Here is a 13,509-nt window from a genome sequence, read left to right as displayed (position 1 = left end):
CGAGCGGCTGCGGGAGACGGTCAATGACTCGAGGCTCACGTACCGACGCTGGGCTACCGCGACGACAGCGGCTGGAAGTCCCGATGCGTGGCAGCCGCGTTCGCTACCGGCTCGTCCGCTCGTCCCGGGGGCCGTCGAGACGTGGGAGATGCCGCTCCGATCGCGGGCTCAAACTCGTCACGGAACGGTCACTCCTCGGCGAACTCGTCCGCTGGATCCGCTTCCTCGGCGTACGTCTCGCGCTCGGCGATCGTCAGTTCGGTGTCGTCGGTCCCGACGGCGACCCGCTCGCGGTCGTCGACGCGCTCCGTCGAAACCTGTAGTTCACCGACCGTCGTCGACTCGTTCGCGTCCGGGATCGCCGTCTCGCCGATCTCGGTACCGTCCTCGGCGATCCGGAGCGAAAACCCTTCTTCGGTGGGTGCGACCGACACCTCGTAACCGGCGACGGTCGCCTCGGCCTCGACGGGATCGGTGACGAACGTTCTGGTCGTCTCGTTGCCGACCTCGAGATCGACGGCGTAGGCCGTCTCGCTGCCGACGACCTCCCAGCCGGTTCGGTCGACGTCGACCGACTCCCGCCAGCCGAACCCGCCGACGTTGACCGTCTCCTCGCCGGCGTGCGCGAGGACGTCGTCCCTGACCGCGACGGTCGCGAGCTCGCGCTCGTCGTTGGCCAGAAGCAGGCCGTCCTGCTGGGACTCGATCGACTCCTCGCCGAGGTCGATCGGCGACCCCTGCTCGACGGTCGCGTTCTGCTCGTAGGTGAGGGAGTACTCCTCGATCTCGAGTTCGTTCGAGCCGTCGACGGCGCCGTCGTCGACGACGGTCAGCCCGAGCGGGAGGCTCGGTGCGGCGACGAGCACCGTCGCGGCCAGCAGGACGATGAGCGCCGCCCGACGACGCGGTGTCGGACTCGAGAGCCACCGGTCGGGCGCCAGCGCCACCAGTGCCGGCAGTGCGACGAGTCCGACGGCGAGGAGCAGCGCGCCGACCGAGAGCGCGAGCGGGGCGCCCTCGCTGACGATGAAGGCGACCCCCGCAAGGAGAGCGAGCGAGAGGGCGGCGAGCCACCCGAGCGCGAGCAGTCGCCGGGCTCGCGCCGGGAGCGACACCGGCGACGGGAGCGGACGATCGCTTCCCGCGACCGCGATCGAGAGCACCGCGGCCAGCAGAAGCACGAGGACGACGCCGGGGGCCCGGTAGAGCACGAACGTGTCGTCGCCGACGGTACCGACGAGCAACCAGAGCGACTGGGCAAACCCGAACAGTATCGTCGCTCCGAACACCCAGCTGGCCGCCGGCCGACGGCTGCGCCGTCGCAGGAGCGCAATCCCGACGAGCGCCCCGAGGAGGAAGCCGAGCAGGTGCGCCTGAAACCCGATCCCGGCCCACTCGGGGGGTGCCGGCGGCCCGCGCTCGATCGCTTCGTGCACGATGGGCTGGGTCAGCGCCTGGTACGCCAGCTGGACCCCACTGGTTGCGACCACGCCGACGACGGTCGCCAGCGGGTGGGTAACGAGGGCGAATCCGGCGATGGCGAAGACGGCGCCCGAGAAGCCGAGCCCCGGCCCCAGCGAGAAGAAAGCCGTCGCGTAGGCGACGCCGAGTAACGCCGCCGGAAAGACGACGACCGCCCGAATCCAGGGGCGAGCGAGGAGACCATCGGCCTCCCGGTCGCGCCCGTCCCGGGGGTAGTGACTCCAGGCGTACTCCGCGATCGGGGCGAACGCGAGCGTCCCGGCGACGTTCGAGACAAGATGTTCGGGCGAGCCGTGGGCGATCCCCGCGGTGAGCCACCCGGTCGGGTAGAGGTACGACCACGTGATGAACGGGTAGGTGAGCGGCTCGCTCCAGTGGCGGAACCCGCCCTGGACCAGCAGGTAAAACGCGACGACGAGGCTCACGGTGACCAGCGTCCCCCAGGGGACGCCGTAGACGAACCGCGACTCGAGAAGCGAACGCCAGCGTCTGCGGTCGCCGACGGCCAGCGCGAAGCCGACCGCGGCGACGAACGCTGCGACGAGGGCGATCTGAGCGGGAGCGAGAGGCATCGTTCGTCCGTTGTGCGAGGGAGCCCCTAACGATTCGGGAGCCGCGCCGTATAGACGAAGGCGCTTTAGGTACCCGACCGTTTTCTGCTCCTAATGAGTCACCCCACGCCCGACGTCTACGAGCAGGGCAAGGGCATGGACGCCCACAACCAGGTCATGCGCGAGATCCGCTCGCGAAAGGAGGCCAGCTACGACCCCCACGAGCCGACCCGCGTCTGGCTCGACGAGGACAACACTCCCAATGGCATCAAGCGGAGCCTGACGATCATTCTCAACACCGGCGGCTGCCGGTGGGCCCGCGCCGGCGGCTGTACGATGTGTGGCTACGTCGCCGAGAGCGTCGACGGGGGGAGCGTGAGCCACGAGGCGCTGATGGACCAGATCGACGTCTGTCTCGCCCACGAGGAGGAAAACGGAGACGAGCCCGCGGAACTGATCAAGATCTACACCTCCGGCTCGTTCCTCGACGAGCGCGAGGTCGGCGCGAAGAGTCGACGGGCGATCGCCGACACCTTCGCCGACCGCGAGCGGATGGTCGTCGAGTCCCTGCCCGACTTCGTCGACCGCGAGAAGATCGCTGACTTCACCCGCCACGGCGTGGATACCGACGTCGCAATCGGGCTCGAGACCGCGACCGACCGCGTGCGCCACGACTGCGTGAACAAGTACTTCGACTTCGCGGACTTCGAGGATGCCTGTGCCGAGGCCGCAACGGCGGACGAGGAAGCGGACAGCGACGCCGACGCGGGAATCAAAGCGTATCTCCTGATGAAACCGCCGTTCCTTACGGAGTCGGAAGCCGTCGCGGACATGATCTCCTCGGTCGAGCGCTGTGCCGCCGTCGAGGGCTGTCACACCGTCTCGATGAACCCCTGTAACGTCCAGCGCTACACGATGGTCGACGACCTCTACTTCGAGGACGGCTACCGGCCGCCGTGGCTCTGGTCGGTCGCCCACGTCCTTCGCGAAACGGTCGACGTCGACGCCATCGTCGTCTCCGATCCCGTCGGACACGGCTCGGATCGCGGTCCGCACAACTGCCAGGAGTGTGACGACCTCGTCCAGAAGGCGATCAAGGACTTCGACCTGCGGCAGGATCCCTCGGTGTTCGAGCAGGTCTCCTGTGACTGCGAACTGACCTGGGAGGCCGTGATGGAACGCGAGCGGAGCTTCAACCAGCCCCTGACCCGCTAACCGGATCGACTCAGTCTCGAGTCGTACCGACGGCGTCGGGATCGATCCGCGGTAGTTCGAGCGTGACAACGGTCCCGCGAGGCTCGTTGTCGGCGATGGACAGGCGACCCCCCGACTGCGAGACGGTCCAGTTGACCAGCCAGAGCCCGAGACCGTTCGTGTGTCGGAGCTGGGTGATTTCCTGTTCCTCCCGGAGCAGTTCCCGCTCCCCGGGTGGAATACCGGGGCCATCGTCGGCGACCGACAGCGTGACCAGGTCCTCCGCCGGCCGATCGCGAACCGTGACCTCGATCGAGGGATCGCCGTCGTGGTGTTCGACCGCGTTCTCGAGGAGCTGTTCGAACGCCGTCTCCAGGTACTCCCCTCCGGAAACCGGGGCCCGATCCGGTATCGAGCGCTCGATTTCGACGCTCGGATCGTCGTTCTCGAGTCGTGTCGTCGCTCGTTCGGCGAGCGCGGCGACGTCGATCGGCCGGGTGTCGGCGCCGTCCCGGTTGAGCGTCCGTTCGACGGTTCTCGACTTCTCGGCCAGCGAGGTGAGTTCGTTCGCCCGCTCGCGGATCGTCTCAACGCATGCCGCGGCCTCCCCGTCGACCCGATCCGCGAGCAGGTCGGCACAGCCGTCGATCACGTTCATCCCGTTTCGCAGGTCGTGTCGCAGCACTCGGTTCAAGATCTCGAGGCGCTTTCGTCGTCGCTTCTGCTCGGTGACGTCGGTGTAGAGCGCGAACGATCGGCTCTCGGTCTCGCCGAGCTCGATCGGGACGAGCCGCAGCATGAACTCGCGGAAGCCGTCCGCGGTTCGGCGTCTCACCTCGGCCTCGACGACCGACCCGTCGTCGCTGCACCGGTTGATCGCCTCCGCCGCGTCGCGGTCCTCGAACGGGACGATGCGTGCGTCGAGCGACTCGCCGACCAGCTCCGCCTCGTCGTAGCCGAACGTCCGCTCGAACGCGGGGTTGACCGCCTCGACAATCGGCTCGCCGCCTCGGTGTCGGACGCTCGCGACGGCGTCCGGAACGTTCTCGAACAGCGCCGCGAACCGATCGCGTTCGGCCCTGAGCACCGACTCCGACTCGAGCTGATCCAGCCTGTCGGTAACGTGGCAGAGCAGCAACTCCACCAACTCCTCATCGTGGCTGTCGAACGCGCTCGGCGTCCGCGAGGCCGCCTGGAAGACGCCGTGGTCGCCGATCGGGGCGCTCAACACAGACGCGTAGGCGCCGGCGTCCGCCGCCGCCTCCTCGCGGCGCTCGACGTCGTCGATTCGGTACGTTCGGCCGTCTCGGTAGGTCTTCCCCGCGATCCCGGTATCGATCGGTATCCGATCGACGTAATCCGCGTCGTCGAGGTGTGAGGAGAGGGCGACCTTCACGAGCGAGTCGCCGACCGCCCGGTCGACGACGCAGACGTCGAACTCGAGGACGTCCTCTGCCGTCTCGACGATCAGCTCGTAGATCTCCTCGGGACGACGACAGTCGTCCAGTCGGGAGGCAACCTCGTGCAGGTTCTCGATCTTCGCCCGGCGCTCCCGAAGTTCACGCTCCATTCGTTTGCGGTCGCTGACGTCGCGGACGACCCCGACCGAGCCCTCGATGTCGCCGCCCGAACACAGCAGCCGCGTGGTGGACTCACAGGGGATTCGTTCCCCCGACTCGGTCAGCACGGTCAGCTCGTAGGTCGCGGCATCTTCGGTTCCGGGCTCGAGGGCGTCGACTTGGTTTCGGACTCGATCGGCGCTCTCGGCGGTCAGCACCGTCGAGAAGTGGTCGCCGACGAGCGTCTCCCGATTGTAGCCGGTTATCGACGCGAGCATGTCATTGACGGTGACGAACCGTCCCTCCCGGTCGGTCGCGTACACGCCGTCGCCGACGGCATCGACGATCGTCTTCGCGCGCTCGAGTTCCCGCTGACGCGCCGTCCGGTCGAGGGCGGCCTCGGCGGTCGCGGCGAGCACCCGAATTAGGTTCATGTCGATGGCCTCGAGTTCGCGTCCCGCGACCGAACAGACAGACAGCACGCCGTGCTCGCCCAGCGGGTAGACGATCGCGTTCCCGAGGGGGAACTCGAGGTAGTACGGAAGCCGTTCGGTCGAGGCGTCCTCGACTACCATCGGTTCCCCTCGCTCGTAGACCTCCCGGAGGAAGCCGTCTCCGGGACCGATCGGGGTTCGATCGACGCTGGCGTCGGCCAGCCGCGAGGCCGTCGTCGCGAGTTCGAGGGGGTCGTCGTCCTCGTCGGCGAACCAGACACCGGCCAGCGACCGATCGAGGACGCTTCCGGTCGCGTCCATGACGATCTCGGCGATCGTCTCGGACGAGGACGCACCCACGAGCCGGCGCGTCGTCTCCTGGAGCGCCTCGAGGGCGTTCGCCCGCTCGAGATCGTCGGTGATGTCGCGGGCAAAGGAGAGCACGCGAACGACCTCGCCGTCCTCGATCAGCGGCGCGTTGACCCACTCGCAGGTGACCTCGGTGCCGTCCTTGCGAACGTTTCGGGTGACGGTTCGGGACGACTCCTCGAGGTCGGCCCCGACGAGGAACTCCCACTGGGTCGCGACGTCGGCCCGATCGTGTTCGCCGACGACCAGCTCGAACGCCGACGTGCCGAGCGCCTCCGTTCGATCGTAGCCGAACAGCTTCGTCGCGGCGGGGTTCCAGCTGATCGCCTCGAACGACCGGTTCCACTCGATGATCGCGAGCGGGGACTGTTCGACGAGCAGCTCGAACCGGCTCGAGTGTCCGTCCGACCGCGAATCGGAATCGGAAAGCAACGCCGCGAGGCGCGAGCGAAGCGTCTCGAGGCCCTGGGACTGGGGCACGTAACCGTCGGCGCCGGCCGCGATTACCTCGCCAGCTAGCTCCTCGCTGCCGCTCGACGGAAAGACCACCAGCGGAAGGTCGGGTCGGCGGCCCCGGACCTGCGAGCAGAGTTCGGCACAGCTCGCGTCGGGGACGGTATCGGTCGCCACGACGCAGTCGGCGCTCTCGAGTTCCGCCAGGCAGTCCGCGAGCGTCTCGACGACCTCGTCGAAGACGCCGTCGACGTTCGGCGGAACGTCCGACCCGACACAGACGACGCGCGTTGCCGTATCCATAGCCCGTTCTCGGCGATAGTCGGAATCGTCCGCCCGCCCGCTCCGGACGGACCGGCCGACACGTTCGACTAACTGTGCTGAAATCACACAGGTAACGGAATAAATATGTCGGCCGCGCTTAGAGATCGCCGGCTACCGACTCGAACCCGCGAAGGATCCCCTGTCCGTCGGTCGGGCCGACGTCCGGCAGCGTGGCGCGCTCGGGATGGGGCATCAACACCGCGACCGTCTCGCGCTCGCCGAGCAGGCCGGCGACCGCCGCCTTCGATCCGTTGGGGTTCGCGTCGCCGTCGACCGCGCCGTCAGCGTCGCAGTACCGAAAGAGGATGCGATCGTCGGCCTCGAGCGCCGCCAGTCGGTCGTCGCCGATCTCGTAGCGTCCCTCGCCGTGGGCGATCGGTACCTCGATCACGTCGCCTTCCTCGTAGGCGGCCGTCCAGGGCGTGTCGGCGCGCTCGACCCGGAGGTGGACGGGCTCGCACTGGAACCGGGCGCTCTCGTTGGTGGTAAACGCGCCCTCGGTCAGTCCGGACTCGCAGCCTACCTGGGCGCCGTTGCAGATTCCCAGCACCGGAACGCCGTCGGCAGCCGCCTCGCGGACCTCGGCCATGATCGGCGAGCGCGCGGCCATCGCGCCGGCGCGCAGGTAGTCGCCGTAGGAGAACCCGCCCGGCAGAACGATCCCCGACGTCTCGGCTGGCAGGCCGTCCTCGTGCCAGACGATCTCGGCGTCGATACCGAGGTGCTCGAGGGCTCGCTCGGCGTCGCGGTCGCAGTTCGAGCCGCCGAATCGGACGATCGATACCGTCACAGTCGCCACCCCGCGGTGTTGCGACCGACGGTCTCGATCGTCGTGATCGATACCGTCATCTACCGCTCGTCGACCTCCACGTCGTAGTCGTGGATGGTCGGGTTCGCGAGCAGTCGTTCGGCCATCTCGTCGGCGCGCTCGCGGGCGCCGTCGGCGGAGTCGGCCTCGAGGTCGATCTCGAAGCGGTCGGCCGAGCGCAGCGCCTCGAGTTCGAAGCCCAGCCGCTCGAGGGCCTGTTTCGTGGTCTCGGCCTCGGGGTCGAGGACGCCGCGTTTGAGTCGAACCGTCACCGTCGCGGTGTAGGCCGTCATTATCTGATACCCCGTAACCGTGCTCAAAAACGCTTTCGGGTTCGGTTCGAAATCCACGTTTGTGGATACTGAGGGAGTCGGGTCGAGCGCCGTCCGGCTCCGCGACGCGAGTCAGCGATCGACGGCGCTCGATTCCGGCGTCTCGCGGCGTCGCGACCCGGAGACAAGTGTACGGACGAGGGCCCGATGCGGGTCGAATCCGTTCCCGTTCGACACTCAGGCAGCGTCGACCGTTCCGTCGGGTCGGACGGTAACGACGGGGACCGGTGCAGTTCGAACGACTTTGTCCGTGACGCTGCCGACGACCATTCGCTCGAAACCGCCGCGACCTGCCGTTCCCATCACGATCATCTCGGCGTCGACCTCGTCGGCGTAGTCGGCGATCTCCCGGGCGGGGGTCCCGGTTCGGACAACCGCTTCGGCCTCGAGTCCGTAGGCCTTCGCATCGTCGGCGAGTTCGTCGGCCCACTCGGCCGCTATCTCGGCGACGTCCTCCGTCGTTTTCGGAGGCGGACCGCCGACCGAGGAGATGTGCGTGAGGCTTTTGTCCCCGACCGAGAGGGCGTGAACGGCCGCCCCCGTCTTCTCGGCGATCCCGAATCCGGTTTCTGCCGCACTCTCGGCGTGCTCGCTCCCATCCGTGGGCATAACTACGACATTATCGCTCATTCGTATCCTAATCGAGACTAGATGGCTACGGTCGTATAAACTTTCGTAGGCGGTCGGAGGTGTCGTTCACCGCCCCCAACCGTCCGACAGCGAAACCGATTCGATCGTTACCCGCCGTCGCATCTTCGGCGAGGTGCGGCGGCATTGCGTCCGAGCGCCGTTGCCTGCAGGAGTCCGCGGCTACGGTACGGGCGGAATCCGGCGGTCGCCCGGCCCCGGTGACCGGAACCCGTCAGTCCGCCCAGCTCGTCACGTGCTCGCGCCAGTAGCTCCAGAGTGTGCAGCATCGAACGGGAGACAAAACGGTGTACGGACAGTCGCTCGAGAATTACGACCCCGGTCTCGCGGTCACACAAGTCAGTTGGCCGGCTTCATCGGTTTTCCGTGACTCGAGATCGGTTCGACCAGCCGATCGGCCGCCCGCCGTGCGCCGGCGACGTTCCCCGCGAACGGGCCGACGGTCCCGGCAGCCAGCGCGCCGGTGACGAACACCGGGGATCGGGTGCCGTCGGGACGGCGCCACGCCAGCGTCTCGTCCTCGAGCATCGGCATCCCTCGGTAGCCGCGCTCGAGCTCCAGCTCCTCGGCGACCCGGTCGACGAACGGGTGGTCGAACACCGGGTCGAAGCCGGTCGCAAGGACGGCGCGTTCGGCCGAACAGCAGCCGCCGTCCTCGAGCAGCAGTCGCACGCTGCCGTCGACCGCGCGGGCCGACTCGACCTCGCCGATCCGGGTTCGCAGATCCCCGTCGGCTGCCGCCGACTCGAGCCGATCGAGCAGTGTCGGCGGAACGGTGGCGTCGTTTCGCGCCTCCCGGACGACCTCGAGACGGTTCCGCGAACCGGGCGGGTGACGGTGGAGGCGTCGCTCGACGTGCGACCAGTTGATCCAGCGAGGGTCGGCCTCGATGGCCGCCTCCTCGAGGTCGCGTCTGGAGAGCAGCGTCACGGGTTCCCGGTCGGCGAGGCAGGTCGCCAGCTGGGCCGCGGTAACCCCACCTCCGACGACGACCGTCTCCTCGGCCCGACGGTCGGGGTCGAACCCGTCCCGGACGTGGGTGATCCCGTCGACGCCGTTCGCCCAATCGGGAGTTCGGTACCGTCCGCCGCGTCCGATCGCCAGCACGCAGGTCCGAGTTCGGATCGGGCCGTCGTCGGTCTCGAGGACGAACCCCTCAGTTTCTCCGCCCCGCCGAGGGACGACCGACTCGACGTCGACGCCCGTCTCGACGGGGAGTTCGTGGAACTCGGCGACCGCCTCGAGGTACTCGGCGTACTGCTCGCTCGTGGGGTGTTCGCAGTCCAGCGACAGCGCGGGCGAGGTGTCGATCGTCGTCGGCGTTCAGACCCCGAACGCCGAAGGCGTTGGCCGGAAACGACGGCGTCAGCAGTCGCATCTCGTCGGGCCAGTTCCGGAAGGAGGCGCCGATGCGGTCGCGTTCGAGGACGCCGTAGTCGACGTCGAGGCGCTCGAGCGCGACGGCGGTCCCGATTCCGGCCGGCCCGGCGCCGACGATCGCGACCTCGAGTGAGTCGTTCATACCGACCGGTGATCGTCCCACGCTAATAATTTCATCTGCTAGATTACTAATCTATGCCGTCTGAGCGGTCTCGAGTATTAAACTCGGCCCGTGGAGCGGCGATCCGCGGAGCTTTTAGCCGACCGGTAACTGGAACCGGTACTGATGACTCGACGACCGCTCGAGCGGAGGTGGCCGCGATGACGACCGACCTGACAGAGATCACCGTCGTCGGAGACGACGACACCGGACTGGTCGCCCGCGTGACCAGCCTCCTGTTCGAGCGCGGAGCGAACATCGAGGACATAGACCAGGCGGTTCGGGACGGGGTCTTCCGGATGAACCTCGACGTCGACACCGCTGAGATGGTCTGTACCGAGGCAACGCTACGAAACGACCTTCGCGAGCTCGGCGAGGACCTCGGGCTCGACGTCCAGGTCCGGTTTCCCGCCGACCGCGAGACCCAGCGGATCGCCGTGCTGGGAACCAGCGAGAGCCACTGTCTCGAGGCGCTGTTCGAGGCCTGGGCGAACGACGAACTCGGCGCCGACATCGGAGTCGTCATCGGGAACCACGACGACCTCGAGCCCCTCGCCGAGCGCTACGACGTCCCCTTCCACGACATCGGTACCGAGAGCGGCCAACAAAACGAGGAACGGCTGCTCGAGCTGTTGGCGGAGTACGACGCCGACCTGATCGTCCTCGCGCGGTACATGCGCATCCTCAGCCCGAACGTCGTCTTCCGCTACGAGGACCGGATCATCAACGTCCACCCCTCGCTGCTGCCGGCCTTCCCCGGCGCCGAGGCCTACCGCCAGGCCCTCGAGGAGGGCGTCCGGGTCGCGGGCGTCACCGCCCACTACGTCACCACGGATCTCGATCAGGGACCGATCATCACCCAGCGCGCGTTCGACGTCCCCGATGACGCCGACCTCGCGGAGCTCAAGCGGCGGGGCCAGCCCCTCGAGGCCGACGCCTTGCTCGAGGCGGTGCGGCTCCACCTGAACGGTGACGTCTCGGTCCACCGCGGCCGGACGAGCGTCCGCGAGAGCGAGCGCGACTACCAGCTGGGGCTGCCCGACGAGATGGACGAATTCACCCCGGATCGACCGGTCGACGGGCTCGTCGGCAGCGTCGACGACGCGAAAGCATCAGGAGAGAACGACGAAGACGACACGGAACGGGAGACAGAGCCGGAACCGCCGGCGAGCTAGCGCGACCCCAGTCCGTCCCAGGACTCGCGACAGTCGACGCTACAGAACTCGTAGTGGACGGCCTCGCCGTTCTCGACGATGCTCACGACCCGACGCTCGCCGTTTTCCGTTACCGGATCCTCGCAGGCCTGACACGCCGGCGCGTCTTCGTCGCTCGAACCAGTCATCGATCCTCAAAATAGGATGCAGCTACTTGAACGATCCTGTTGCGGCGGTATCGTCCGGCCGATACGAGGACTCAGACGTCTTCGGGGTCGACCGCCACGCCCTCGAACAGCGGGTGGAGATCGCCGTCGAGCTGGGACTTCAGGTCCTGGAGTTCACCCTGCGTGAGCGTGGCCGCAATCGCGTCGGTGACCCCGTCGGCGAACTGCTCGGCGTCGTCGCCTTCGACCTCGGTCCCCTGGAGGTGGTCGCCGACGCGATCGACGAACGCCTCGCGATCGTAGCCGGCGCCGTCGTGGTCGGCGTCCTCGACGATCGACGCCAGCTCCGAGGGAAGCTGGGCGGCGACGTCCTCGGCCTCGCCGCCCGTCAGGGTCTCGCCCAGCGTCTCGAGGACGGCCTCGCTCGCGACCTGTGCGCGGTCGATCGTCTCGAGGTGGCTCGCTTCCTGTACGAGCTTGTAGAACTCGTTTTCCTGCATGAATGGCCGTTGAACGCTGAACCGTGTCGGGGTTCTGCCCTCAAATGCAAGGGGCGGACGGGGGTGGTATCGCCACTTCCGGGCCGACCCTCGACTCGTCGAAGCGCCGCGAACGAGGTGGCTCGAGTCGCCGCGTCCGTCCTCGGTCGGTCGTAACGACCTCAGTCGACCGGAGTCGGCTGACGTCCGTGTTACTGAATCGTTTATCACGATCCGGGTGATACTCTCACGCACAATGGCACAGCGAGAGGTCCAACAGGAGCTGTCGGTCGATCAGTACACGCTCGGACTCGTCGGCCCCGACCAGGAGTGGGCGGGAACGGTGGCCGACGGCGGGACGATCGAGACCTACACCCCGCCGGGCTGCTGGGGCCCGATGATCACCCCCGAGTTCCGGGGCGGACACGAGGTCACCCGGCCGATCCGCGTCGAGAACGCCGAGGTCGGCGACGCCGTCGCGCTGACGATCCGCGACGTCGAGGTAACGAGCCTCGCGACGAGCACGGGCTCGATGCGCGAGCGAACGGAGGCGTTCGGCGACGACCCGTTCGTCGACCACCGCTGTCCCGACTGCGGGACGGAGTGGCCCGAGTCGATCGTCGAGGGCACCGGCGAGGAGGCGATCCGCTGTGCGGAGTGCGGCGCCAACGCCTCCTCGTTCGGCTTCGAGTACGGCTACACCGTCGTCTTCGACGAGGATCACACGGTAGGGATCACGGTCGACGAGGACGCCGCACACGACCTCGCCGAGGACGCCACGGAGCTGATGGACATCCCAGAAAACTCCCGCCAGCACCCGATCCTGCTGTACGCACCCTCGGAGATGCCGGGCACGCTCGGTCGGCTGCGGCCCTTCATCGGCAACGTCGGCACCACGCCGTCCGTGGAGCTGCCGGACTCCCACAACGCGGGCGACTTCGGCCAGTTCCTCCTCGAGACCGACCACGACTGGGGACTCGAGAGCGAGGCCGAACTCGAGGCCCGCACCGACGGCCACATGGACATCCCCGAGGTCCGTGCGGGCGCGACGCTGATCTGTCCCGTCAAGGTCGACGGCGCGGGCGTCTACGTCGGGGACCTCCACGCCAACCAGGGCGACGGCGAGCTCTCCCTGCACACGACCGACGTCAGCGGCAGGGTGCGGATGGACGTCGAGGTAATCAAAGGCCTCGAGATCGACGGGCCGCTACTCCTGCCCAACGAGGAGGACCTGCCGTTTATCAGCAAGCCGTACAGCGACGACGAACTCGAGGCCGGACGCGCGCTCGCCGACGAACACGACGTCGACCTGCTCGACGAGATGGGGCCGATCCAGATCGTCGGAACGGGCGCGACGATCAACGACGCGACGGAGAACGCCTTCGATCGAGCCGGCAAGCTGCTCGAGATGAGCGAGGGCGAGGTGCGCTCGCGGTGTACGTTCACCGGCGGCGTCCAGATCGGTCGGCTGCCGGGCGTGGTCCAGCTCGACATGCTCGCGCCGATGGACGTCCTCGAGGACCGGGGGATCGAACACCTCGTTCGAGAACAGTACAGCGAAGGCGAACGAGAGGCCTGACTTCGGCCGACGTAACGCTCGGCTCCGCAGCGGGAGAACGGTCGATTCCGTCCAGCGCGTCTCAATCGGCTTCGTTCGGTTCGATGGTCGCGCGTTCGTCGGTCGCACGGTCGTCGCTCGAGGCCGTGCCGAGCCGTGCGCTTCGGTCCTCCGAAACCAGCGGTGCAACGGCCAGCAACAGCATCGCAAACATAAACACCGCCAGCATCGAGAGAGCGACCGTCGTGACGCTGAACGGGACGATACCCGCGTGGATACCGGACGTAACACCCGCGAGGATTTCACCGGGAGTGACGGGACTCATCGCTTTCGGCCGTTCCTTTCGTATCGGCTCACATGAGTGTTACTTTTTCGTGGTCAACTTCGTGGAACCGCCGTCCCGCTCCGTCGGGTGGGTCAACGGGACGACCGAACGGCATTTACAGCAGCAGCCGGA

12 protein-coding genes and 1 pseudogene are annotated in these 13,509 nt (G+C 67.7%); 3 read left to right on the top strand and 10 right to left on the bottom strand.

Annotated elements, in window-relative coordinates:
* Positions 1-188: 188 nt before the first annotated feature.
* Positions 189-2,054, bottom strand: a complete 1,866-nt coding sequence (locus ACFEMD_RS11885; RefSeq protein WP_394741211.1) for a rhomboid family intramembrane serine protease — start codon at positions 2,052-2,054, stop codon at positions 189-191.
* A 93-nt stretch (positions 2,055-2,147) separates the two neighbouring features.
* Between ACFEMD_RS11885 and ACFEMD_RS11880 the strand changes: the two genes are divergently transcribed.
* Positions 2,148-3,248, top strand: coding sequence for an archaeosine biosynthesis radical SAM protein RaSEA (locus ACFEMD_RS11880; RefSeq protein ID WP_394741210.1), 1,101 nt, complete (start codon positions 2,148-2,150; stop codon positions 3,246-3,248).
* 10 nt (positions 3,249-3,258) lie between these two features.
* On the opposite strand, the gene ACFEMD_RS11875 is transcribed toward ACFEMD_RS11880, so the two are convergent.
* The 6 genes and pseudogenes from ACFEMD_RS11875 to ACFEMD_RS22065 form a co-directional block, all read right to left on the bottom strand.
* Entirely contained in the window at positions 3,259-6,345 is a 3,087-nt protein-coding gene (locus ACFEMD_RS11875) for a PAS domain S-box protein (RefSeq protein WP_394741209.1), read from the bottom strand.
* 118 nt (positions 6,346-6,463) lie between these two features.
* Complete coding sequence (gene purQ / locus ACFEMD_RS11870) at positions 6,464-7,156, bottom strand: phosphoribosylformylglycinamidine synthase I (protein ID WP_394741208.1); 693 nt, start codon at positions 7,154-7,156, stop codon at positions 6,464-6,466.
* A gap of 59 nt (positions 7,157-7,215) precedes the next feature.
* Complete coding sequence (gene purS, locus ACFEMD_RS11865; RefSeq protein WP_005554115.1) at positions 7,216-7,467, bottom strand: phosphoribosylformylglycinamidine synthase subunit PurS; 252 nt, start codon at positions 7,465-7,467, stop codon at positions 7,216-7,218.
* A gap of 216 nt (positions 7,468-7,683) precedes the next feature.
* Positions 7,684-8,136 carry a universal stress protein gene (locus ACFEMD_RS11860; RefSeq protein ID WP_394741207.1) on the bottom strand — a complete coding sequence of 151 codons (453 nt, stop codon included), beginning with the start codon at positions 8,134-8,136 and terminating at the stop codon, positions 7,684-7,686.
* 357 nt (positions 8,137-8,493) lie between these two features.
* Positions 8,494-9,426 (bottom strand): annotated as a pseudogene (locus tag ACFEMD_RS11855) (NAD(P)-binding domain-containing protein); the annotation flags it as partial.
* Positions 9,311-9,676 carry an NAD(P)-binding domain-containing protein gene (locus ACFEMD_RS22065; RefSeq protein WP_449560122.1) on the bottom strand — a complete coding sequence of 122 codons (366 nt, stop codon included), beginning with the start codon at positions 9,674-9,676 and terminating at the stop codon, positions 9,311-9,313. The gene ACFEMD_RS22065 and the pseudogene ACFEMD_RS11855, both read right to left, overlap by 116 nt.
* Positions 9,677-9,855: 179 nt before the next feature.
* Between ACFEMD_RS22065 and ACFEMD_RS11845 the strand changes: the two genes are divergently transcribed.
* Complete coding sequence (locus ACFEMD_RS11845; RefSeq protein WP_394741206.1) at positions 9,856-10,869, top strand: formyltetrahydrofolate deformylase; 1,014 nt, start codon at positions 9,856-9,858, stop codon at positions 10,867-10,869.
* Here the strand turns inward: ACFEMD_RS11845 and ACFEMD_RS11840 are convergent.
* Together ACFEMD_RS11840 and ACFEMD_RS11835 are read right to left on the bottom strand one after the other, a co-directional pair.
* Positions 10,866-11,036 (bottom strand): DUF7576 family protein, encoded by a 171-nt coding sequence (locus ACFEMD_RS11840; RefSeq protein WP_394741205.1) that lies wholly within the window; start codon positions 11,034-11,036, stop codon positions 10,866-10,868. The two genes, ACFEMD_RS11845 and ACFEMD_RS11840, sit on opposite strands and share 4 nt — an antisense overlap.
* 71 nt (positions 11,037-11,107) lie before the next feature.
* Positions 11,108-11,515: a DUF2267 domain-containing protein gene (locus ACFEMD_RS11835; RefSeq protein ID WP_394741204.1), complete on the bottom strand. Its 408-nt coding sequence runs from the start codon at positions 11,513-11,515 to the stop codon at positions 11,108-11,110.
* 235 nt (positions 11,516-11,750) lie between these two features.
* On the opposite strand from ACFEMD_RS11835, the gene ACFEMD_RS11830 reads away from it, so the two are divergent.
* Positions 11,751-13,073 carry an acetamidase/formamidase family protein gene (locus ACFEMD_RS11830; protein ID WP_394741203.1) on the top strand — a complete coding sequence of 441 codons (1,323 nt, stop codon included), beginning with the start codon at positions 11,751-11,753 and terminating at the stop codon, positions 13,071-13,073.
* 61 nt (positions 13,074-13,134) lie between these two features.
* Here the strand turns inward: ACFEMD_RS11830 and ACFEMD_RS11825 are convergent, their stop codons facing one another.
* Positions 13,135-13,377, bottom strand: a complete 243-nt coding sequence (locus tag ACFEMD_RS11825) for a hypothetical protein (protein ID WP_394741202.1) — start codon at positions 13,375-13,377, stop codon at positions 13,135-13,137.
* Between the last annotated feature and the right edge of the window lie 132 nt (positions 13,378-13,509).

Source organism: Natronococcus roseus (assembly GCF_043677095.1).
In the GTDB taxonomy this organism is placed as follows: Archaea; Halobacteriota; Halobacteria; order Halobacteriales; family Natrialbaceae; genus Natronococcus; species Natronococcus roseus.
The sequence above is the reverse complement of the archived record's forward strand: the minus strand, read 5'-3'. Positions and strand labels throughout refer to the sequence as shown.

Coding starts and splice junctions, on each gene's coding strand:
- ACFEMD_RS11885 (WP_394741211.1), bottom strand. CDS start 2,054: ATGCCTCTCGCTCCCGCTCAGATCGCCCTCGTCGCAGCGTTCGTCGCC.
- ACFEMD_RS11880 (WP_394741210.1), top strand. CDS start 2,148: ATGAGTCACCCCACGCCCGACGTCTACGAGCAGGGCAAGGGCATGGAC.
- ACFEMD_RS11875 (WP_394741209.1), bottom strand. CDS start 6,345: ATGGATACGGCAACGCGCGTCGTCTGTGTCGGGTCGGACGTTCCGCCG.
- purS (WP_005554115.1), bottom strand. CDS start 7,467: ATGACGGCCTACACCGCGACGGTGACGGTTCGACTCAAACGCGGCGTC.
- ACFEMD_RS11860 (WP_394741207.1), bottom strand. CDS start 8,136: ATGAGCGATAATGTCGTAGTTATGCCCACGGATGGGAGCGAGCACGCC.
- ACFEMD_RS22065 (WP_449560122.1), bottom strand. CDS start 9,676: ATGAACGACTCACTCGAGGTCGCGATCGTCGGCGCCGGGCCGGCCGGA.
- ACFEMD_RS11845 (WP_394741206.1), top strand. CDS start 9,856: ATGACGACCGACCTGACAGAGATCACCGTCGTCGGAGACGACGACACC.
- ACFEMD_RS11840 (WP_394741205.1), bottom strand. CDS start 11,036: ATGACTGGTTCGAGCGACGAAGACGCGCCGGCGTGTCAGGCCTGCGAG.
- ACFEMD_RS11835 (WP_394741204.1), bottom strand. CDS start 11,515: ATGCAGGAAAACGAGTTCTACAAGCTCGTACAGGAAGCGAGCCACCTC.
- ACFEMD_RS11830 (WP_394741203.1), top strand. CDS start 11,751: ATGGCACAGCGAGAGGTCCAACAGGAGCTGTCGGTCGATCAGTACACG.
- ACFEMD_RS11825 (WP_394741202.1), bottom strand. CDS start 13,377: ATGAGTCCCGTCACTCCCGGTGAAATCCTCGCGGGTGTTACGTCCGGT.